Genomic DNA, 20,592 nt, shown 5'->3' with positions numbered 1-20,592 from the left:
TGACCGCGTGGTACGCCGGCTTCTTGTTGTAGTTGGCGTCGAACAGCAGCGGCGTACCGCTGGCGCGCCACGAGTACTTGTCGGTGACGCCCCAGGCCCGCTCGCCCACCCGGAAGGCCTGCACCGGACAGGCCGGATTCTCCGCCAGATGGACGGCGCCGGGCGGCAGGGCGGTGACCTGGTCGCGGTGGTTCTGGAGCGCGGGGAACGCCTGGGGGAGCCCGGTGAAGAGCGGGTCGCCCGCCGCTTCTCGGCGCAGCCGGATCGTGCACGCGCCACGCTCGGGCGGGCCGTGGTCGGCCCGCACCGCGCCGCCCGACGCCAGGGCCAGGACCTGCGCGCCCAGACAGATCCCGAGCAGTGGCACGCCGCCGGCCACACACCGCCGTACGAGGGCCCGTTGAGCGGGCAGCCAGGGGGCGACGTCGTCGGCGTCCGGCATGAAGCCGCCGCCGAGCAGCACCACGGCGTCGAAGCCGGCCGGTGCCAAGGGCGCCGAGGCTCCCGGCGTCTCGTGCACGTCCAGCCCTTCGGCCGCCAGCCAGGGCACCAGCCGGCCCGGACCGCTGCCCGCCGAGTTCCGCACCATCAGCACGCGGCCCCGCGCCCCGTCGCCCGTGGGACCCCGCGCCGTACTGCCTGTGGGACCCCGCGTCGTATCGCCCATGGGGCCACCCCACCAAAAGGGCCGGACGAGGGCAACCTCCGCGAGCGATCCCGAGCGCTTGCTTAAGCGCGGTTTAAAAGGCCCTTAAGCAACCGTGGGCCCACCGTGCGACAGGAGATCGCCGCAGGTCAGGGGCGCTTGAGGGCGCAAGTCGGACAGTTGGCCCGGTCGTGCTTCGTGCGTAGCATCGGGGCCCTTCGGCGGGTGCCGCCGCAGGCGAGAGAGCGCTCTCAGAAGAGCCTCGGGGGGAGTCGTCTGCTGGTCCCGTCGAGGTGATGCCCCACGACTCCCCACAGACAAGGTGTGTTCAGCCCATGGCTGCTCATCGCGCACGCCGGTGGCCGATCGGCGGACTGGTCTTCCTGGTCGCCGTCGCCCTCGTCACCGCCGTACTGCTCACCACCTCCGGACCGGGCGCCTCCCGCGCGGACGCCGCCCAGACCGTCCAGACCTGGTCGGACGAGTTCGACGGACCCGCGGGCAGCGCTCCCGACCCCGCCAAGTGGACCGTGGAAACCGGCGGTTCGGGCAACGGCAACCATGAACTGCAGTACTACACGGACCGCGCCGACAACGTTGCCCACGACGGTGACGGACATTTGGTGATCACCGCCCGCGAGAACACCGACCCGGCGCTCAAGTGCTGGTACGGCGACTGCCGGTACACCTCGGCCCGCCTCAACACCGCCCGCGCCTTCACCCAGGCGTACGGCCACTTCGAGGCCCGTATCAAGGTGCCGCGCGGACAGGGCGTGTGGCCCGCGTTCTGGATGCTCGGCGACGATCTCGGCACCGTCGGATGGCCCGACAGCGGCGAGATCGACATCATGGAGAACGTCGGCAAGGAACCCGGCACGGTGCACGGCACCCTGCACGGCCCCGGCCACTCCGGCGCCGGCGGCATCGGTTCGCCCCACACCCTTCCCGACGGCAGGGCGTTCGCCGACGACTTCCACGTCTTCGCGGTCGACTGGAGCCCTTCCGAGATCACGTGGTCGGTCGACGGCACGGCCTACCAGACCCGGACCCCCGCGGACCTCCAGGGCCACAAGTGGGTCTACGACCATCCCTTCTTCCTGATCCTCAACCTCGCGGTCGGCGGCGACTGGCCCGGCAGCCCCGACGGCTCCACGGCCTTCCCCCAGACGATGACCGTCGACTACGTCCGCGTCTCGGCGTCCGACACCGCCGGAGGCGCCGCCGGCGAAACGGGCGGCAAGCCGGCGACGACCGCCGCCGTCAGGGGCGTCGGCGGCATGTGCGTGGACGTGGCGAACGCCTCGACGGCCGACGGCACCCCCATCCAGTTGCACGACTGCACCGGCGTGGACGCCCAGAAGTGGACGTTCCGCGAGGACGGCACCGTACGGGCGCTCGCCAAGTGCCTGGACGTCACGGACGGTTCGACGCGGGACGGCGCGCCCGTCGTGCTCAGGACGTGCGACGGCGCCGCCTCCCAGCGCTGGACGCGCACCGAGGCCCGTGACCTGACCAACGTCAGGGCGGACAAGTGCCTGCACGCCAAGCACGGCTTCTCGGCCGACGGCACCCGGCTGCAGATCCGGACCTGCACCGGCGCCGCCCACCAGAAGTGGACCGCCGGCTGACCCCCACCGGCAGGCGGCCCCGCAGCCCCATCGACAGCAACGAGTTCGAAGCACCATCCGGCAACTCCCCGAGGAGAACCCCCACATGAGCCCCCGTCACCAGCGCGACCTCTCCCGCCGCAAGGTCCTCACCGCCCTCGGCGGCGCCGCCGTGGCCGTCCCCGCCATCGCCGTCGTCGCCCCGCACGCCCTGGCCGGATCCGAGCAGGGCGGCGACTCGTCCGGGGCCCGGGCCGCCGCGGGCACGCTCCCGCTGACCGTCGTCAACAGGACGGGCTCGTTCGGCAACGACTCGATCCACGTCTACATCGTCGGCAACCAGGACGGAAAGCAGGTCCGCGTCACGCCCGACGGCTCCCTGGCCCCGATCTCCCTCTCCGACAACGGCGCCGACGGATTCACCGACTACGCGATCCCGCTGACCGGTACCGAGACCACGCTGACCCTGCCCCACATGTCGGGCCGCATCTACGTGGCGCTCGGCGGCAAGCTGAAGTTCAAGGCGGTCGCGGACGGCAACGGCAACGCCGCCCTCCAGTACCCGGCCGGCTGGGTCACCTCCGACCCCAACTACCGGGTTCTGCACGACTGCGCCGAGTTCACCTTCAACTCCTCGGGCATGTTCTGCAACACGACCATGGTCGACATGTTCAGCGTGCCCATGAACATCCGGCTGACCGGCGCCAGGGACCAGACCACCGGCACCCTGCGCGAGGGCGGCCGGGCCGCCGCGTTCGCCGCCGTCAAGACCGTCGAGGAGTTCGCGCCCCTGGTCGTCGACGATCTGCGCATCATCGCCCCCGGCCACGGGCTGGACGCCGGCATCTTCGCCAAGGACTACTTCGCCCCGTACATCGACGAGGTGTGGAGCACCTACACCGGCCGGGACCTCACCGTCACCACCAACGCCGGCGCCTTCACCGGCCGGGTCCGCGGCGACCGGCTCACCTTCGACGGCCCGGCCCCCGTCTCCTTCGCCAGGCCGACCACCCGGGACGTCCTCTTCTGCGACGGCAACCTCGCCGCCCCCAACGACGGCACCACCGGGCCCGTCGCCGCCGTCCTCGGCGCCGGCTTCAACCGCTCCACGCTGATCGGCCACCCGGTCCAGCCGACCACGAACCCGGCCGACTTCTACCGGACCGATCTGACCAACCACTACTCCAAGGCCATCCACGCGGCCACGGAGGACGGCAAGGCGTACGGCTTCGCCTTCGACGACGTCGCCGACTTCGCCTCGTACATCCAGGACACCGCCCCCACCGGCATCACGTTGACACTGTCGGCCTTCTAGCGCGTGCGATCGCAAGGCGCCGGAGCGCCCTCGTAGCGGAGCTACCAGGGCGGTTCGGCAAAGCGGCTGGGGGTGCCCCCTCCGGGGGAGCGCGTGCCAGGAGCCGCCACGCCGCGGGCATTCGTCAGACACCCCCTGGCGGCACGGGGCGCCGCGGGCCCGCCCGCGGCGCCCGGCCGTCGGGCGGTGCCCGCCCGGTCGACGGTTCGGCCGCGCCCGGCCGGTCCGAGCACGGCCGGGTCACCCCATCGGCCGTCGTCGCCATGCGCCGCGGTCGCCCCGTGGGTAACGTCGTTCTCGACGGAGCCGCCGCGATCGCGGGCGTCCGTGCCGTGCGTTGGTGGTCCAAGGCAAGACGCCCCGCTTCCCGCGGGGAGATGCAGGTGCGAGGCCTGTCCAACGCTCGAACGAAGGTCCCGGCCCCTGCACGGACGCAGGGACCGGGACCTCGCGTGTGCGACAGGGGAGCGTCGTCACCCTTCCCCGGCGCCCCCGGACTCCCAGCGCAGGAGATCGCCGGGCTGGCACTCCAGCACCTCGCACAGCGCCGCGAGAGTGGTGAAGCGCACCGCCTTGGCGCGGCCGTTCTTCAGGACCGCCAGGTTGGCGGGCGTGATCCCGACCCGCTCCGCCAGCTCGCCCACGGACATCTTCCGCTTGGCCAGCATGACGTCGATGTCGACGGCGATCGGCATCAGATCACCTCGGCCAGTTCGGCCTGCAGCTGTGCCGCCTCGACGTCGCGCGCGACGGCCTGCGCGAGCAGCATCCGCAGCACGAGCACGATCAGCGCGACGCCCAGGACCGCCATGACGCCCCCGCCGATCAGCAGCACGATTCCCGGTGCGACGGCCTCGCCGGGCGCCAGCAGCACCCCGAGTGCGAACAGCAGCAGCGCGGCGGCGACGAACGCGCCGATCACGATGTCGACGTACCGGAAGGCGGCGTGCGAGAACACGGTCCCGCGCCGCACCATCGTCACCAGCCGCCACACGCAGACGGCGACGACCTGCGCCGACGCGATGCCCAGCACGAGAGTCGTGATGAACGCGGCCGGGGGATAGGCCAGTTCCGTGTCCACCCCCTCCAGGTCCTTGGCGAGCAGCGGCATCAGCACCACCTGCACGCCCGCCGAACCCGCGAGCAGCACCCCCAGCACCACCCTCAGCGCGAGCACCGTCAGCTTCCCCATCGCCTCTCCCTCCCTCGGACCCGTGCGAGCCCCTGCGAGCCCGTGCGAGCGAGCACAGGCGGACCCCCAACGGGTCCAATCGATCCACGATGGAAATCTATCGAGAAACGATAGGTGTGGCAAGTGGTGAGTCCGGCCTCACCGCCGCAGCGCCCCCGAGACCTCCGCGCGCGTGCGGACGTCGAGCTTGGCGAGGATGCGCTCGACGTGGGTGTCCACCGTCCGCTTGGAGATGAACAGGCGCTCGGCGATCTCCCGGTTGGACAGCCCTTCCGCGACGAGTCGGGCGACTTCCCGCTCCCGCGAGGTGAGGTCTCCGGCCGCCGCCCGGCCGCTTCGCGCCGGCGGGACGCCCCCGCCCGGCACGTCGGCGTCCGCGCGGACGGCCTCCAGCACCTCGGCGCCCGACATCCGCGCGCCCAGCCCTCGTACGCCCCGTCGCCGAGCTCCGCCCGCACCGCGGCCTTGACCGCGTCCTGCTCCTGGAGCAGCGAGGGCAGCATGGCGACGGGATCCCCGCTGAGCCGGCGCGCGCTCTCGGCGTACCCGAGCAGCCAGGCCGCCCTGGGGAACCGTTTCTGCCTGGCGGCGTCCCAGGCCAGCCCCAGACAGCACAGGGCCGCGACCAGTACGTCGCCGATCTCGCTCGCGGCCTCCAGTGCCCTGCGCAGCAGCGGTGCGCTGCGCGCGCCGCGGTCGGCGAGCCACAGGATGATGCCGTGCGCCATCAGGGTGGAGGCGTACAGCTGGCGCTCCCCGGTGCCCTCCAGGGCGGCGAGGCCGGCCTCGCACCATTCCAGGGCGCCGTCGGTGTCGCCGAGCACGGCCCGCAGCAGCGCGCCCTCGTAGTGGACGACGGCGAGGCCGCTACGGGATCATCGTGGGATGCGCCTCGGCGGACAGCGCCCGCAGGAGTCCGGTGAGCGGCATCGGCTGCGGCGGGCGCGGCCGGTCCCCGATGCCGGTCTCGATGCCGTCGGCCAGGGCGCGCAGCGCCTGCGCCGCGCCGGGCTCGGGGAGCGTGGGGTCGAGCCCCGCCAGCGCGCGCCGGGCGCGGCGCCAGGCACGGCCGCTGTGACCGCTGTGGTGGTCAGCCAGCGCCTGGGCGTAGCGGGCGGCCAGCATGGCCCAGTCGTCGTCGGTGATGCTCCGCTGGGCCAGCGCACGCCGGGCGGTGCGGCGCGCGGCGGCGGGCGCGAAGGCGGCCTCGGCCACGGCCTGTGCCGCCAGGGACACGGCCGGCGGGGGACCGGACAGCGGCCGGTCCGGGACGGTGCGGGCCGCCTCCCGGAAGTGCTCCGCCGCGGCCCGCGGTTCGCCCTCGTGGAGCGAGATGAGGCCTTGCACGTGGGCGAGTTGGCCGACCGTGACGTCGTCCCCGCTCAGGACCGCCTCCGGCCAGGCCCGGCCCGCCAGTGTCCGGGCGGCCCGCGGATCGCGGCTCGCGCTGAGCCAGGCCGCCAGCCACCGCCCGCGCCTCCCCGCCGGACTGTCCGCGGGGCACCGCGGCAGCAGCCGCAGCAGATGACCGCGCCCCTCGTCGGCCCTGTCGTACACGGCCCACCAGAACCACAGGCCGAGAACCGTCTCCAGCGCGGCCTCGACATGGTCGGGACGGTTCACGGCCTGCCGGAGTATGGCGGACAGTTCCTCCCGCTCCTCGTGCACCAGCCCCACGGCCTGCGCCTGGCAGCCCGCCGCCCACAGCCCCTCCGCGACCGAGGCGACCTGCCGGCAGTGTGCCGCCCGGCGCTCCAGCGCCACCTCCGTCTCGCCCGCCTCGCGCAGCCGTTCGGCGCCGAACTCCCGCGCGGCCCGCGTCATCCGGTACCGCGGCTGCCGCAACCCGCCCGGGGGCCGTACGGTCTCCAGCGCGCCGACCGCCGCCAGCCGCACCAGCAGCGACGGCACGCGCTCCGACGCCACCGCGCCCCCGGTGCACAGGAACACGGCCGCGGACTCGTTGAACGCCCCCGCGAACGCGCTCGCCCGGCCCCACACGATCCGCGCCTCGCGGTCGCACAGCGCGTAGCACGCCCCGATGGCGTCCCGCAGCGAGCGGTGCCGCCGCAGCGCGGGCCGTTCGCTGTGCAGTCGGCACTGACCGCGCTCGACCGACTCCACCAGGTCGTGGAGCGACTGGCGCCCCAATGCCAGCTGGTCGGCGGCCAGTTCGATCGCCAGCGGCACTCCTTCCAGTCGCCGGCAGACGCCCTCCACCGCCCGCAGGTCGGCGGCGTCGAACCCGCGCGCGGCGCCCCGCGCCCGGTCGAGGAACAGCTCCACCGCGGGGGCGGGTCCCCGGCCGCCGGCCCCCTCGGTGTCCAACGGCGTCAGCGGCAGCACCGCCTCCTCGCCCAGGCCCAGGGCCTGGCGGGCCGTCACCAGCACGCGCAGCCCGGGCACGGCGACGAGCAGGCGCTGTACCAGGCCCACGCACTCCTCGTGGACGGGGTCGACGTCGTCGAGGAACAGCAGGACGCCGGCGGCGGGCAGATGCGCTGCGAGGTCCGGGACGCCCGCGTCCCCGCGCCGGGGCCGGCGGCCGGTGAGCGCCCGGTACACGTCGGCGGCCAGCGCCCCCGGTTCGCCGGGCGCGTTGCCCCGCCGGCGGACGCGCACCGTGCGCCGCCACGGTCCCCGGGTTCCGGGGGCGATGCCGTGGACCGTCTCGGCGGCCAGCCGGCTCTTGCCGACTCCGGTCCGGCCGGTCACCGACACCAGGTGGTGCTCCGCCAGCAGTCCCCGCAGGGCCGCCGACTCCCGTTCCCGGCCGATCAGGGCGCCGGCCTCCTCGGGATCGTCCGCCGGGGGCGCCGCAGGGTTGCCGACACACTTCCACACGTTCATGGCCTTCCGCACTCTCAGGGTTCCAGCAGGCGGTGACACCGCGGCCGGGGGTCGGCCGCCCCGGCGCAGAACCGTCACTTCTGCGGCGCCACGGCAACTCCAACGCGCCCGTCGGGCCCAAGGTGGCGTCGAGCGGCGGGGGATCACACGGACGACGACGGCGCGAACGCCCGTGCGGTGCCGGCATCCGGCCCCGACGGGCGTGATGATCACCACACGGCCGGGGCCGGGGGTGAGCATCCGTACTGGTGTGCGGCATGGTTCGGGTGGGCAGGCATGCGCCTGCGGGGATGGAAGTCGTCGGTCCGGTGAGGGGTATCCGTGCGTGTGTGTGTGATCGGTGCAGGCCTGTCCGGGCTGGCGGCGGCCCGGGCCCTGCGCAAACGGGGCGTCGACGTGGTCTGCCTGGAGGCGACCGCGGGGGTGGGCGGCATCTGGCGGCGGCCCCAGGCCGGTGAGCCGGGGCCGGGCTATCTGTCCCTGCACCTGAACACGGCCAAGGACCTGACGGCGTACTCCGACTTCCCGATGCCGGCGTCCTACCCGCTCTACCCTCGCCACAGCGACGTCGCCGTCTACCTGAACTCCTTCGCCGCCTGGGCGGGGGTGCTGGACTGCGTCGAGCTGGAGACCGAGGCGGTCTCGGTGCGCCAGGACGCGGACGGCGCCTGGACGGTCGTCAGCCGCGACGCCGAAGGCGCCTCGCGCACGCGCCGCTTCGAGCACGTGGTCGTCGCCTCGGGCCACAACTCGCAGCCCAACTGGCCCGATCCGCTGCCGCCGGGCGCCGACGCGTTCTCCGGCCGGCTGCTGCACTCCCTCGACTACCGGGACGGCAGCGACTTCGCGGGCCGGCGGGTCGTCGTGGTGGGGCTCGGCGCGTCGGCGGTGGACATCGCCGCCGACCTGTCCCGGCACGCCGCCCGCACCGTGCTCTCCGTGCGGCGGGGCCTGCACATCCTGCCCAAGCAGTTGTTCGGGATGTCGCTGGACGAGATCGCCGAGGCCGCCTGGTGGAAGAGCATGACCTTCGAGGCGCAGCGGCGCTTCGTGGAGCAGGCCCTGCACGTCGCCCGGGGCCGGCTCGGGGACTACGGCCTGCCCGAGCCGGACCATCCGATCTTCTCCTCGGCGGTGACCATCTCCGACGAGATCCTCAGCCGCATCCGGCACGGCGCGGTGGAACCCCGGCCCGCGATCGAGTCCTTCGACGGCAGCCGGGTGGTGTTCGCCGACGGGACGTCCACCGAGGCCGACGCCGTCGTGTACTGCACCGGCTTCCGGATGTCCTTCCCGTTCCTGCCCGAGGGCTGCCCCGCGGGGCCGGACGGCGCGGTGGAACTGTACAAGCGGGTCGTCGCCCCCGGCCTGCCCGGCCTGTACTTCGTCGGCCTGGTCCGCCCGCTGGGCGCGATCACCCGGCTGGTGGAGGCCCAGTCCGACTGGATCGCCCGGCTCGTCGCCGGCGAGGCGAAGCTGCCCGAGGCCGCGGTGATGCGGGAGGAGATCGCCGGCTACCTCGACGGCATCGCCAAGCGCTACGGGCGGATGGAGGGTTCCTCCATCCAGGTCGACGTCGGCCCCTACCTCGCGGACCTGCGGGAGTCGCTGTACGCGTGACGCGCGTAGCCGCAGGCAGGACGGCTCCCGGAACGAGTGCCGCAGGGAGCCGTCCGCGTCCGCTCAGATCAGCGCTTCTCGCCGATGCAGCGCCCGGGGCGGCCGGATCGCGTAGGCCTCGCAGGAGATGTACGCCGTCACCCGCGGCGGCCGCCCGTGCTGGTGGGCCAGCGCCAGGTAGGCGATCAGCCCCAGGCCCTCCTCGGGCCGGCGCCGGGTGACCGCGGCCAGGGCGGCCGTCAGCGGGGCGGGGTCCATGCCGCGAGCGCGCAGCACGTCCTCCGCGCGCGTCAGCGCCTCCCCGTCGTCGCGGGCGTAGTCCCGCACCGGGATGTGCAGCGTGAACCCGGTCGGCCGCGGCTCGCCGGCGTCGGTGAACGCGTGACAGGTCAGGCCGGGCCGTCCGGCGAGGACGGTGTCCCCGCCGTCGTCGGCGGCGCCGGCGACGGTGTGGAAGAACTCCTCGATGCCCGCCGGGGCGGGGCCGGGAACCATGCGCGACAGCCGTCCGGCGCGGGCGGCCGTGAGGTTGTCGTGGCGCAGGTACACCTTCGCCCGGGGCGCGTCCCAGTCGCCCATGTCCAGGGCGAAGAACGGGTGCCCGTCGGCCTCCGGCAGCGCGTCGAAGCCGTCCCCGTGGCCGAGCCGGCGCAACGCCTCGCGCACCGTCCCGGCGGAACGTTTCACCCCGGAAGCCGCCGGATTGAGATACACCTTCAGCCCGGGCACGCCGCCCGGCCTGAGCTCCAGGGCGCACCACAGGGCGAGCGGCCCCTTGGGGGCGTCCGGCAGGAAGAGGTCGCCCAGCGCGTCGAAGGCCTCCGTGGAGAAGTTCCACCGCTCGGCCAGGGTACGGACGAAAGCCGCGCCCGCACGGCCGTTGCGAGCCAGGCTGCCTGCGCCGCAGCCCGGTTCCACCAGCACGCGCAGGGCGGGGCCGGCACCCGGGCGGAAGGAGAGGGAGAACTCCACCGGGGTGTGGTCGTCGGACAGGAACGTCCGGGTGGGAGGCGGGAGATCCAGTGGCCGCTCGGCTGCCTGTCCCAACGAGAAGGTCAGCAGGTTCGCATAGGCCTCCACCTCGGAACCCGACAGGCCGGCGACCACGCCGAGTCTTCGCAGCTGACCGCTCGTGAACTCGCCGAGCGTCGGTATTCGGGGGCTCGTGCGCCCACCGGCCGGCGAACGGGTCACCGGGCGCCTCCGGCCGGGCCGGGACGGACAAGAAGATACCCGCCCGGCGGGGCGGGTATCCGCAGTGGATGCGGCAGACAAGCGGCGTCCATGGAAGGGAGATCCATGACACCTCCTTCACCTCGTGAACAACTCCAATACCGCGTTGCTCACTACCCCTGCCGTTGATCGATCATGCGGACGCCGAAGGCGTGATGGTGTTGCCTCCATCACGCCTTCCTCACCATTGCGTCACTTGGTGAGCCAGGTGAGGAACTGGCTCCACATTCCCCCGCGTTCGGGCTTGCGCGCCGCTGCCGGGGCGCCCCCGGAAGCGGCCGTGGCGGCGGGACCGGCGGCGGTCTCGGACCGCCTGGCCGGCTGGACGGGGGTGAAGCGGGCCGGAAGGGTGGCCAGCGCCCGGTTGAACGGGCCCGGCCGCCAGGTCAGGCTGTCCTCGGGGACGGCCAGCTCCACGTCCGGCAGCCGGTTGAGCAGGCTCTCGATGGCCGTCACCGTGATCTGCCGGGCGGGCTCCTTGGACGGGCAGGCGTGCGGGCCCGCGCTCCACGCCAGGTGGGCCCGGTTGCTGCCGGCCTGCCGCGAGGCCTTCAGCGCGGGGCCGGTGTTGGCGGCGGCGAAGCTGACCAGCATCAGGTCGCCCGCGCGCACCTGCCGGCCCGCGAACTCCATGTCGGTGGCCGGGTAGTGCGGCGCGTAGTTCGACATCGGCGGGTTGTCCCACAGCGTGTCGTCGATGGCCTCGTCGATCAGCCCGCCCTCGTGGGCGTACCGGTCGTCGGTGAGCAGACGGTGCAGGGTGTTGCCGATGAGGTTGCGCAGCGGCTCGGCGCCCGCGCCCAGCAGCAGGGCCAGCTGGTGAACCATCTCCTCGTCGGTCAGCTTGGCCTGATGCTGCATCAGCCAGCTGGTGACGTCGTCGCCGGGCTTCCTGCGCTTGAGCGCGACCAGCTCGCCCGCCGCGTCGAAGAGCACCTCGGTGGCCTTCTCGGCATTGACGCCGTCGAACATCCCGGAGATGCCGAACAGCACCCGGTCGCCGATGTCGGCGGGGCAGCCGAACAGCTCGTTGAAGACGAACAGCGGCAGCTGCTTGGCGTAGTCGCCGAGCAGATCGGCCGAACCCCGGGCGCCGAACTGGGAGACGAGGTAGTCGGACACCTGGCCCGTGCTGCGGCTGAGCCGGCGGTCGTCGACGCGCGCCATGCTGTCGGTCACCGCCTGCCGCAGCCGCAGATGCTCGGCGCCGTCGGCGAACATGCAGTTCGGCCGGTACGCCAGCAGCGGCGCGACCGGGTTGTCCGGGGCGATCCTGCCCTCGTTGAATTCCCGCCAGCGACGGGCGTCCTTGCGGAACGAGGCGGAGTCCTGCAGCAGCTGGAGCGCCGCCGTGTAGTCCGTGACGAGGGTGGCCTCCACGCCCGGGGCGAGTTCGACGGGCGCGGTCGGCCCGAAGTGGCGCAGGTACGCGTAGTAGGCCTGCGGGTCGGCCGCGAACTCCGGCCCGTGCAGCGGCACCGCGCCGCCGGCGGTGTGGGCCGGGCACCCCGGCGGGGGGACCGGGGTGGTGTCGTGAGCGTTCATGTCTTGCTCTCAGTTTCTAGTGGGCACGGGCCAGCAAGTAGCGGACGAGGGTGGTCAGCGCGGCGGCCGAGGAGCTTTCGTCCCGGGCGTCGCAGGTGACGACGGGGGTGTCGTCGAGCAGGTCCAGGGCGTCCCGCAGGGCGCCCTCGTCGCGCAGCGGCGCGCCGTCGAAGTGGTTGACGGCGATCGCGTAGTCCAGGCCGTACTGCTCGATCAGGTCGATCACGGGGAAGGAGTCCGCGAGCCGCTCCGGATCGACCAGGACCAGGGCGCCCAGGGCGCCGCGGGCCATGTCCTCCCACATCTGCACGAACCGCTGCTGGCCGGGTGTTCCGAACAGATACAGCACGACGCGGTCGCTGATGGTCAGACGGCCGAAGTCCATGGCGACCGTGGTGGTGGTCTTGCCGTGGACGCCCTTGAGGTCGTCGACCGACTCCGCGGCCCGCGTCATCGTCTCCTCGGTCGACAGGGGCTCGATCTCGGAGATGGCGTTGATGAAGGTGGTCTTGCCCACCGCGAAGTGCCCGACGACCAGGATCTTGACGGCCGTCTGCGTTGCCCCGCCACGGACGTAGGCGCTTTCACCCAAACTTGGCGCGGAGACCATCGAGCACCTCCTGGAGGATCTCTCTGTCGGCCAGGGCGGCACGGGCCACCGGAGGCCGGGTGATGAGGTAGCCGCCCTCGGTGAGGGAGGCCAGCAGGATCCTCACGACGCCGAGGGGCAGACGCGTGTGGCCCGCGATCTCGGCGACCGAGAGGTAACCGGCCGAGCACAGGTCCAGCAGACCCTGCTCCTCGGGAGACAGCCGGGTCGGCCGCTGCCGGTGTTCGGGCGACGCCGTGACGAGGGTGATGAGCGAGAGCTGCTCCTCGTCGGGCAGGTCCCGCCCCTTGGTGATGACGTACGGACGCACTAACGGGGCGGCGTCCGGCTCCCAGGCGTCGTGGTCGGTCATGACCGGGCGCCGAGGTTCTCGCGCGGCGGCGTCGTCAGCTCCTTGCCGAGCTGGGCGACGAGCTGCTGCATACGGAAGGTGATGTCCGCCATGTCGACGTCGGGCGAGGCGGACACGCCGAGGTAGGCGCCCTCGCCGGCGGAGATCAGGAAGACCCAGCCGCCCTCGAACTCGACCAGGGTCTGCCGCCACTGCCGGGTGGCGTCCTCACAGAAGAACGCGAGGGAGCGGCTGAGGGACTGCACGCCGCTCATCGCGGCGGCCACGCGGTCCGCGTTGTCCTTGTCGAAGTCCTTCGTCCGGGCCATCAGCAGACCGTCGGCGGAGATCAGGACCGCGTGCAGGGCCCCGGGGATCTCCAGCGCGCTGTCCAGCATCCATGACAAATCGTTCACGAGACCTCATGTCCTCCGGTGCTTGCACCACGTGTGCTGCTCGTCTGGTCCGCGGTGTCGGGCCGCGCCTCGCGACCGGACTGCGTGCCGCGCTGGAAGGCGCCCATGATGGCCGCCGTCTCGGCGTCGGAACGAGCGGCCGGGCGTGCGGCCTGGGCGCTGCCGGGCACGATGGCCATGGGCCGCTTGCGCCGCCGCTTGGGCAGGCCGTCGGCCGTCGCGGACACCGCGGACGCGGGCTCGGGACCGCCCTCGAGGACCGGACCGGTGGCCGCGGCCGCGGCGGGGGCGGGGGCTTTCTTCTCCGGCATGGGAGTGAGCAGATCGTGCGGCAGCAGGACGACCGCGCGCACGCCTCCGTAGGGGGAGCTGGAGTCCACCGACACCTCGAATCCGAACCGTTCGCAGAGCACGCCGATGACCGCGAAGCCGAACTGCGGCGGGTTGCCGAGCCCCGAGACGCCGGAGACCCGCTCGTTGGAGAGCAGCTTCTCGGCGCGGGCGCGCTCCTCGTCGCTCATGCCGACACCCGCGTCGTCCACGACGATGCAGATGCCCTTGGGCACGGTCCGGATGTTGATCTCGACGATCGTGTCGGGGCTGGAGTAGCTGGTGGCGTTGTCCAGCAGCTCGGCCAGGGCCAGGGCGACCGGCTCGACCGCGCGGGCGGTGAGACCGAAGTCGACCTGGGAGAGGATCTCCACCCGGTGGTAGTGCCGGATCCGGCCCTGCGCGGAGCGGACCACGTCGTACACCGAGGCGATGTCCCGCTGGCGCCCCAGCCAGCCGTCGCACAGCACGGCGATGGACTGGGCGCGCCGGCCGAACTGCGAGTTGGTGTGGTCGATCTCGAGCAGGTCCTGAAGAATGACCGAATCGCCGTGCTTGTTCTGCAGCCGGGACACGACCAGCTGCTGCTCGGCGGCGAGACCCTGAAGCGTCCGCATGGCGGACTTCAGCACGGTCTTCGTCGCCTCCTCGGCCTGTTCCTGGGCCGCCTTCACGGACTGGGCGTAATCGTTCTCCAGCTGGGTGTAGTGGGTCTTCAGCCCCTGGATCTCCTGCCGGAGAGCCCGGGCCGCCCTGCGTTGGTGGACAACGAGGGCGACCGCGGCGACCAGGGCGATGAGAAGAACCCAGACGAGCGGGTTCTCTATGTATTCCGTCATAAGACTCTCTTCAAGCGACTGACGGCGGGCTGCTGAAACTCCGTCAATGCGGTTGGACCGGCGGACCGCCCGCGGCGAGTTCCGCCCGGGCCGTCCCTGGAGTCGGAGATGCCGTTCACGCCTATCCGCCCGCTCCGCAGATCGCGGTGATCGTATCACCGGCCGAACAGGTGACCGGACGCCAAACCTCCGCACCCGCACGGCAGTTGTCGAGGCCCGGGGAGGGGCGAAAATCGGCCATCCCCGGTGCGGGCGGCGGTCGCCGGGGATTCTCCCGGACTTCACCCGCGCGTCAGCGCGGTGCGGGCGTGCGCAGGGCGAGGATGGCCACGTCGTCGCCGTTGCCGGACGGCCGGGTCCGCGTCAGCAGTTCGTCGACGTACGCCTCCAGCGGCCGCTCGATCAGGGCGGCGGCGTAGCGTCGCAGCCGTTCCAGCCCCACGTCGATGGACTGACCCGGCTGCTCCACGAGGCCGTCGGTGTAGAGCACCAGGGTCGCGCCCGGCGGCAGCAACCGGGTGGCGTCGGGGCGCGGGGCCGGGACGCCGGTGCCGAGCAGCATGCCGTGCCCGTCCGTCAGGTACTGGGCCCGGCCGCCCGCGGTGACGAGCAGGGGCGGGGGGTGGCCCGCGTTGGTCCAGGACAGCTCCCAGCCCATCGTCCCGATGTCCGTCATCCGCCCGAGGACGAGGGTGGCCATGTCGGTGTCGGCCAGCCGCATGGCCGCGTGGTCCAGCCACTCGACGATCTTGCTCGGGGGCTCCTGCTGGGAGTGCGCGTAGGCGCGCAGCATGTTCCGCAGCTGCGCCATGTCCGCCGCGGCCTCCAGATCGTGCCCGACGACGTCCCCGACGACCAGCACCAGGGCGCCGTCCGGCAGCACGAACGCGTCGTACCAGTCGCCGCCGACCTGGGAGGCGTCGGGCGCGGGCAGGTAGCGGGCGGTCATCTCGACGTGCGGCAGCCGGGGCAGCTGGGGCAGCAGATGCCGCTGCATGGTCTCCGAGACCTTGCGCTGACGCTGGTAGAGGCGCGCGTTGTCCAGCGCGAGACCGGCCCGGCGGGTGATGTCCTCCAGCAGCGGCAGGTCGGCGGCGGTGAACGGGGCCGGCCGTTCGGAGCGGCCCAGGGTCAGGGCCCCGAGCACGGTGCGCAGGCCCCGGATCGGGGCGATGACCGCGGAGTGCATCCCGGTCGTGGCGAACAGCCGGGCCTGCTCGACCGCGATGCCCGAGTCCGGCTCGCCCTGGTAGGTCTCCGGGCCCGCCAGCGTGGAGGCCGCCCCGCGCAGCGCCCGTGACAGGGGCATCGGCGACTCGCCGGGGATCGGCGGCATGGGCCCGACCAGGTCGTCCCGGTAGCGCACGGTTCCGCCCTCGAAGTGGGCTACCGCGGAGCGCCACACCTCGTGCTGCTCGCTGATCAGGTCGATGACCGCCCAGTCCGCGAGGCGCGGCACCACCAGGGCGACCAGCCGGTGCAGGGCCTGCCCGGTGTCCAGGGTGGAGGTGAGCTGCGTGGTCAGCTCGGCGAGCAGCGCCAGCCGCTCCAGCTCGCCGATCTCGTCCCCGGCGGCCTCGCCGCCCGGGCCCGACTCGTCCTCCTCGGCCTGATGGAACAGCACCACGGCGCCCACCAGGCCGTCGGAGACGTACGGCGTCACCAGCCACCGCATGGGCACGAGCACGCCGTCGCCGCGCTCCACCCACAGGCCCGTGCGCTGGGTCGTGTGCCCGGCGAGGGTGGCCTGCCGTACCTCGCACCGGGTGCGGGCCACGGTCTCCCCGTAGCGGGTGCGGTGCAGCAGGTCGTGCGCGTCCTTGCCGACCAGCCGGTCGGCGGGCCGACCCAGGAGCCGCTCCGCCTCCGCGTTCACGGCCAGGATCAGGCCGTGGTCGTCCGAGACGTAGGCGGCGGCGCCGAGCGCGTCGAGGACGCGCGCGAGCCCGGCCAGCGCCTCTTCCCGCAGGCGCCGGTCGCCGTCGTCCGCGGTCCCGGAACCAGCCACGACACCACCTTCCCAGCAGCGCGGCGCATCCGCACGACAGTCACGGTGGCCCTGCGTGACCGGCCTGCGGCGCGGATTCAGCGCTCGCCGGCGGCCTCGTCGCCCGAGACCAGGGCCGACCTCGGCGGGCCGTCGCCCTCCACGACCTTGGGCGTCAGCGTGACCCTGACCGTCTGGGTCTGCGCGTGGGTGTACTTCCCGTCGGCCCCCGCGTCCACGACCCACAGCCGCACCCTGGCGTTCGCCCCCGCCTCCCGGCCGACCGCGACGGTCGCCTCGATCTCCACGGGCCCCACCTCGAACCTCACGGCCTCCCCGGCGCCGTCCGCCAGCGAGGCGGCCAGCTGGCTGCGCAACTCACGGATCATGTCGGACAGTTCGATCATTCGTCCCCCTCGTCCCCCTCGTCCCGCTCGTCCCCCTCGCGCCCTTCGCGCGCGTCGTTCCGTGACGCCGGGATGCTACCCGCGCGGGGCGGCCCGGAACGCGTCAGTCGCCATGGCCGCCGCGCCGCAGGTGCAGGGCGCGCAGGGCCGCCTCGATGGCGAAGCGGTGGTCAGGGTCGGCGAGGCGGGGGCCCAGGTGGGCGTCCAGGCCGCGCAGCCGGTAGCGGACGGTCTGGGCGTGCACGCCCAGGATCTCCCCGACCTGCTCGGCGGGCGCGCGGGTGGAGACGTGCACGCGCAGGGTCTCCAGCAGGCGGTCGCGGCGGCCGGCGGGCAGGCCGTCCAGCGGGGCCAGCTCGCGGGCGGCGAGGCGGGAGACGAGGGGCGGGTCGGACAGCAGCCAGAGGGTGACCAGATGGTCCTCGCAGCGCACCAGGGGCGCGTCGGGCACCACGCCCTCGTCGACGAGCCGGAGCACGCGGCGCGCCCAGCGCAGGGAGTCGGCCGCCTGCGAGGGCGGCACGGTCAGGCCCACCACGGCGTGCGTGCCGGCCAGGGCCGCGTCGAGCATGGTCAGCCGCTCCGCGGTGAGTTCCCCGGGGATCAGCAGATGCGGCTGAGGGCCGTCCAGATCGGCGAGGACGTCGTCCGGGAGTCCCGCCGCCAGGTGCTCGGGCAGGGACGGGCGCAGGGCGACCAGGGTGACGTCATCGGGCAGGGGCCAGGCCGCCGCCTCGCACAGGCCGGGCAGGGCCTGGGGCAGCGGAGGGGCGGCGAGGATCAGGTGCAGCAGTCTCCTTCGCTGGGCCGGCACCTCGGAGGAGGCCCGCGCCTGCACCTCGACGTAGCCCTCGCGGGAGATCGCCTCCAACTCCTCGACGTAGGCGAACAGGGCGTCCGCGAAGGCGAGGATGACGGTGGGGGAGAGCCGGTACTGCCGGCCCACGGCCTTGGCGCGGCGCAGCGCGATGCGGGCGCCGAGGCGGTAGGCCCCCTGGAGGGTGTCCAGTTCGCGGCCCTCGTAGGCCTCGACCCGGCCGAACCTGCGCAGCAGTTCGTCACGGAGCGCCGCGTTCTTGCCGGGATCGTCGACCCGGTCCACGAAGGCGGACAGCGCCTGCTCGACGCCCTGGCGGATGGCGTCCGCGTTGGGGCCGTTGAGGAGACGGCCGTAGACGGGATAGGCGCGGGTGACCTCGATGCGGATCTCCTTCAGGAGACCGGGTAACTCCGGTCGCATGAAGGCCGCGAATTCCTTGGGGAGGGGTTCGAGCGGTTCACCGACCTCCGGCGGCTGCGTGGTGGAAGGCATGCGTAGTCGTCCCCTTGCTCTCCGATGCGCCCGGTGGGGGGTGCGGCCGGGTGCCGTCCACCCCGCGGGGGACGGGCGGCGCCCGGCCGGACGTCGGGTGCTGTCGCTGTCCGGTGCTTACGTCGTCCGGATGCTGAAGCTAAATCAAGTTCCTTGTGACGTACACCACTTGGACGGACTCCGGTGCGGCCGGACGCCGCGGGGCGGCAGGGACGGCCGAGAATCGTCGCTGAGCGGCCATTACCCGACGGTCGGGTAACGTCTAGTCGACCGCGGAGTGCCAGTTCCGCGCGAGGACCTGGCCCGCGTCGGGCGCGACGGTGCCCGGCGCCGTCAGGCCGGCCAGGTGGGTCTGGGCGTTGTTGAGGGTGAGGCTGTTGTTGCCGGCGGGCGAGGGCAGGCCGGTCTTGAGGTTGACCGCCGCGTCGATCAGGCCGAGCAGCCCGAGGCCGCAGCCGCTCGCCCCCGGAACCGCGAAGGTGCTGTCGTTCTGCGTGGCCCCGGTGAGGTTGATGCGGCTCATCTCCCCGTCCTCGGCCACCGTGCCGTCGCCCCGGAAGAACGACAGGGAGAACTCGGGGTAGGTGAGGTTCCTGGGGCGCAGGACGATCGGGTTGGACTTGCTGCCGATGTAGCACCTGCTGCCGAGGAACGGGTTCTCGAGGTGGATGCGCACCGGTATGGCGACGATCGGCCGGTCCGTGAGGATGCCGGCGGTCTGGTCGAAGTCGTAAGGCGCGGCGACGGACTCGACGGTCGCGGTGATCTTGTTGAGGGTGCTGTCGCTCAGCTGTTCGCAGATCGCCGTCACCACGGGGACGCTGCTCGGGCACATCAGCCCCAGCAGTCCCCCTGGGACGGTCGCCGAGTCGGCGATGATCGCGCCCGCGGGCGGGGCGACGACGCTGCTGGTGCCGTCGGAGTTCTGGACGACGCCCATCTGGAGGTTGGTCCGGCCCGTCACCACGGTGGTCTTCCCCAGCTTGATGGAGCCGTTCGGCGAGGTGGACACCACGCACTGCGGGGTCTGCGCCAGACCGTCCGCGGCCAGCATCGCCGGTGCGTCCACGGGACAGCGGGTGAAGGGCGCCCACTCGCCGTTCGGCTGGGCGGTCGCGGCGGTCGCCGTGCCCATGGAGGCGAACGCGCCCAGGGCGGCGCCGAGCGCGGTGGCGGTGGTGGCGAGTCTCGTGCCGCGGGAGAACCGGTTCATGAAGGGGCCTTCCGTGAGGGGGGTGGGGGTTCAGCGTTCGGGGACGGGGATCTCGAGGGGCTCCAGGCCCGGGGTGCACTCGTCGGGGTTCGGCGTCTCGGTCGCGACGAAGCAGGTCTGGCCCTGCATCTGCTTGATGTAGTTGCCGGGTCCGGAGACCGAGGCGGTGAGCAGCCGGTCCAGGTCCTCGCCGCCGGCGCCGCAGCCGGTGAAGGCGGGGATGCCGACCTCGCCGGTCAGCGGGCCGCCGGACAGCAGCAGATAGCCGGTGGCGACCTCGCCGGTGACCTGTTCGCCCCTGCCGTGCAGGACCACGTGGTCGCCGGGGTGCTTCGCCGGGTCCGGCTCCGGAGAGGTGAGGGACTTCTCGGTACGGCAGTCGGGCCCGACGTCCAGCGGGGTCCCGTTCACCTCCAGCGAGGTGACCCGCAGCACCAGCGGCACCCGGACGTAGGTGTCGGTGCTGGTGAACAGGAAGTCGGTGGAGCCTGCCGAGTCGATGGTCAGGGGCCCGGTCTGCTCCAGGTGGAGGGTGGCCGTCGTCGGGGTGAAGCCGAACGTCAGGAACGTGGCCCTGAACGACGGCGTCCGCTTGCGGCCCTGGTGGTAGAGGTCCCCGGAGGAGTGCTGGGTGATGGTCGCGCCGCTGAAGTCCGGATAGAACTCGAACTGCGGCTCGCCCTGTTCGACGAGCGTGCACGACAGCGGGATCAGCGCGGCGCCCTTGAGCTTGTTCACGTTCGCGTAGCCGGTGATGTACGCGTTCAGCGACATCGGACGGGCCGGGTACTGGTCGTCGTACTTGCACGGCGGCGCGTCCCGGCGGGTTCCGAAACCGCCGGGCGGCACGGTCCCGGCGACCTCGGGGGAGCGGCCGGGCTGCCGGTCCGCGGGTTCACCGTCCGGGCGGTCAGGCGTCTCGGCCGGCGGCCGGGAGGGCGTCGCGCCGGGCGGCTGCGAGCCCGTGGCCGGGTCCGGGATCCCGGCCGGTCCGACGAGTACGGCGGCCAGCCGGCCCCCGTTCGCGGCGTCCTCGGCGAGCGTGCACTCGACGGTGAGCGCGGCCGGCCCGGCGGCGGCGCCGTACTCGTCGGCGACCGCGCCGGGGTGGGCGGTGAGGTCGGGAGAGCGTCGGGGAG

General features: G+C 73.1%; 18 protein-coding genes, 1 tRNA gene and 1 pseudogene. 4 read left to right on the top strand and 16 right to left on the bottom strand.

All coding sequences use genetic code 11. The features are described 5' to 3' along the window. On the bottom strand, window positions 1-589 hold a 589-nt coding region (locus tag ABZY13_RS32320; RefSeq protein WP_356637156.1), incomplete at its 3' end, for an endo-1,4-beta-xylanase. A gap of 392 nt (window positions 590-981) precedes the next feature. Here ABZY13_RS32320 and ABZY13_RS32315 point away from each other — a divergent pair. From ABZY13_RS32315 to ABZY13_RS32305, 3 genes are all read left to right on the top strand, one after another. Then, window positions 982-2,274 (top strand): family 16 glycosylhydrolase, encoded by a 1,293-nt coding sequence (locus tag ABZY13_RS32315; protein WP_356637150.1) that lies wholly within the window; start codon window positions 982-984, stop codon window positions 2,272-2,274. Between the two features lie 85 nt (window positions 2,275-2,359). Further along, a complete protein-coding gene (locus ABZY13_RS32310; RefSeq protein WP_356637148.1) occupies window positions 2,360-3,568 on the top strand; it encodes a beta-1,3-glucanase family protein in 1,209 nt (402 codons plus the stop codon). 334 nt (window positions 3,569-3,902) lie between these two features. Next, window positions 3,903-3,972: transfer RNA gene (locus tag ABZY13_RS32305), tRNA-Gly, on the top strand. Window positions 3,973-4,041: 69 nt separating this feature from the next. On the opposite strand, the gene ABZY13_RS32300 is transcribed toward ABZY13_RS32305, so the two are convergent. From ABZY13_RS32300 to ABZY13_RS32285, 4 genes and pseudogenes are all read right to left on the bottom strand, one after another. Further along, window positions 4,042-4,263, bottom strand: a complete 222-nt coding sequence (locus ABZY13_RS32300; RefSeq protein ID WP_356637146.1) for a helix-turn-helix transcriptional regulator — start codon at window positions 4,261-4,263, stop codon at window positions 4,042-4,044. Further along, entirely contained in the window at window positions 4,263-4,760 is a 498-nt protein-coding gene (locus ABZY13_RS32295; RefSeq protein ID WP_356637144.1) for a DUF2975 domain-containing protein, read from the bottom strand. Before ABZY13_RS32295 ends, ABZY13_RS32300 begins: the two co-directional genes overlap by 1 nt. Window positions 4,761-4,898: 138 nt before the next feature. Beyond that, window positions 4,899-5,626: pseudogene (locus tag ABZY13_RS32290) on the bottom strand (response regulator transcription factor); the annotation flags it as partial. Window position 5,627: 1 nt separating this feature from the next. Next, on the bottom strand, window positions 5,628-7,610 hold the full coding sequence (locus ABZY13_RS32285) for a hypothetical protein (RefSeq protein ID WP_356637142.1): 1,983 nt from the start codon (window positions 7,608-7,610) through the stop codon (window positions 5,628-5,630). A gap of 321 nt (window positions 7,611-7,931) precedes the next feature. On the opposite strand from ABZY13_RS32285, the gene ABZY13_RS32280 reads away from it, so the two are divergent. Next, window positions 7,932-9,230 carry an FAD-dependent oxidoreductase gene (locus tag ABZY13_RS32280; protein WP_356637140.1) on the top strand — a complete coding sequence of 433 codons (1,299 nt, stop codon included), beginning with the start codon at window positions 7,932-7,934 and terminating at the stop codon, window positions 9,228-9,230. A 63-nt stretch (window positions 9,231-9,293) separates the two neighbouring features. On the opposite strand, the gene ABZY13_RS32275 is transcribed toward ABZY13_RS32280, so the two are convergent. The 11 genes from ABZY13_RS32275 to ABZY13_RS32225 all read right to left on the bottom strand — a co-directional run. After that, window positions 9,294-10,424, bottom strand: a complete 1,131-nt coding sequence (locus tag ABZY13_RS32275) for a tryptophan dimethylallyltransferase family protein (RefSeq protein ID WP_356637138.1) — start codon at window positions 10,422-10,424, stop codon at window positions 9,294-9,296. A 231-nt stretch (window positions 10,425-10,655) separates the two neighbouring features. Then, window positions 10,656-12,008, bottom strand: a complete 1,353-nt coding sequence (locus tag ABZY13_RS32270) for a cytochrome P450 (RefSeq protein ID WP_356637136.1) — start codon at window positions 12,006-12,008, stop codon at window positions 10,656-10,658. Between the two features lie 16 nt (window positions 12,009-12,024). Beyond that, window positions 12,025-12,618, bottom strand: a complete 594-nt coding sequence (locus ABZY13_RS32265; RefSeq protein ID WP_356637134.1) for an ATP/GTP-binding protein — start codon at window positions 12,616-12,618, stop codon at window positions 12,025-12,027. Beyond that, window positions 12,593-12,970, bottom strand: a complete 378-nt coding sequence (locus ABZY13_RS32260; RefSeq protein ID WP_356637132.1) for a DUF742 domain-containing protein — start codon at window positions 12,968-12,970, stop codon at window positions 12,593-12,595. The genes ABZY13_RS32265 and ABZY13_RS32260 overlap by 26 nt, the downstream gene beginning before the upstream one ends. After that, window positions 12,967-13,347, bottom strand: coding sequence for a roadblock/LC7 domain-containing protein (locus tag ABZY13_RS32255; RefSeq protein ID WP_356637154.1), 381 nt, complete (start codon window positions 13,345-13,347; stop codon window positions 12,967-12,969). The genes ABZY13_RS32260 and ABZY13_RS32255 overlap by 4 nt, the downstream gene beginning before the upstream one ends. Window positions 13,348-13,361: 14 nt before the next feature. Continuing rightward, a complete protein-coding gene (locus ABZY13_RS32250) occupies window positions 13,362-14,534 on the bottom strand; it encodes an ATP-binding protein (protein WP_356637130.1) in 1,173 nt (390 codons plus the stop codon). Between the two features lie 292 nt (window positions 14,535-14,826). Next, window positions 14,827-16,503: a SpoIIE family protein phosphatase gene (locus ABZY13_RS32245; RefSeq protein WP_356637152.1), complete on the bottom strand. Its 1,677-nt coding sequence runs from the start codon at window positions 16,501-16,503 to the stop codon at window positions 14,827-14,829. Between the two features lie 116 nt (window positions 16,504-16,619). Further along, window positions 16,620-16,928, bottom strand: a complete 309-nt coding sequence (locus tag ABZY13_RS32240) for a trypco2 family protein (protein WP_356637128.1) — start codon at window positions 16,926-16,928, stop codon at window positions 16,620-16,622. Between the two features lie 103 nt (window positions 16,929-17,031). Beyond that, window positions 17,032-18,240 (bottom strand): helix-turn-helix domain-containing protein, encoded by a 1,209-nt coding sequence (locus tag ABZY13_RS32235; protein ID WP_356637126.1) that lies wholly within the window; start codon window positions 18,238-18,240, stop codon window positions 17,032-17,034. Between the two features lie 262 nt (window positions 18,241-18,502). Beyond that, on the bottom strand, window positions 18,503-19,453 hold the full coding sequence (locus ABZY13_RS32230; RefSeq protein WP_356637124.1) for a hypothetical protein: 951 nt from the start codon (window positions 19,451-19,453) through the stop codon (window positions 18,503-18,505). 30 nt (window positions 19,454-19,483) lie between these two features. Next, a partial coding sequence (locus ABZY13_RS32225) for a hypothetical protein (protein ID WP_356637122.1) occupies window positions 19,484-20,592 on the bottom strand: 1,109 nt, incomplete at its 5' end.

The organism is Streptomyces sp. NPDC006610, from assembly GCF_040611575.1.
In the GTDB taxonomy this organism is placed as follows: domain Bacteria; phylum Actinomycetota; class Actinomycetes; order Streptomycetales; family Streptomycetaceae; genus Streptomyces.
This window is presented reverse-complemented; position numbering and strand designations above follow the sequence as displayed.

Bases quoted from the DNA above. Each gene is read 5' to 3' on its own strand.
- ABZY13_RS32315 (WP_356637150.1), top strand. From the start codon at position 982: ATGGCTGCTCATCGCGCACGCCGGTGGCCGATCGGCGGACTGGTCTTC.
- ABZY13_RS32310 (WP_356637148.1), top strand. From the start codon at position 2,360: ATGAGCCCCCGTCACCAGCGCGACCTCTCCCGCCGCAAGGTCCTCACC.
- ABZY13_RS32300 (WP_356637146.1), bottom strand. From the start codon at position 4,263: ATGCCGATCGCCGTCGACATCGACGTCATGCTGGCCAAGCGGAAGATG.
- ABZY13_RS32295 (WP_356637144.1), bottom strand. From the start codon at position 4,760: ATGGGGAAGCTGACGGTGCTCGCGCTGAGGGTGGTGCTGGGGGTGCTG.
- ABZY13_RS32285 (WP_356637142.1), bottom strand. From the start codon at position 7,610: ATGAACGTGTGGAAGTGTGTCGGCAACCCTGCGGCGCCCCCGGCGGAC.
- ABZY13_RS32270 (WP_356637136.1), bottom strand. From the start codon at position 12,008: ATGAACGCTCACGACACCACCCCGGTCCCCCCGCCGGGGTGCCCGGCC.
- ABZY13_RS32265 (WP_356637134.1), bottom strand. From the start codon at position 12,618: ATGGTCTCCGCGCCAAGTTTGGGTGAAAGCGCCTACGTCCGTGGCGGG.
- ABZY13_RS32260 (WP_356637132.1), bottom strand. From the start codon at position 12,970: ATGACCGACCACGACGCCTGGGAGCCGGACGCCGCCCCGTTAGTGCGT.
- ABZY13_RS32255 (WP_356637154.1), bottom strand. From the start codon at position 13,347: ATGCTGGACAGCGCGCTGGAGATCCCCGGGGCCCTGCACGCGGTCCTG.
- ABZY13_RS32250 (WP_356637130.1), bottom strand. From the start codon at position 14,534: ATGACGGAATACATAGAGAACCCGCTCGTCTGGGTTCTTCTCATCGCC.
- ABZY13_RS32240 (WP_356637128.1), bottom strand. From the start codon at position 16,928: ATGATCGAACTGTCCGACATGATCCGTGAGTTGCGCAGCCAGCTGGCC.
- ABZY13_RS32235 (WP_356637126.1), bottom strand. From the start codon at position 18,240: ATGCCTTCCACCACGCAGCCGCCGGAGGTCGGTGAACCGCTCGAACCC.
- ABZY13_RS32230 (WP_356637124.1), bottom strand. From the start codon at position 19,453: ATGAACCGGTTCTCCCGCGGCACGAGACTCGCCACCACCGCCACCGCG.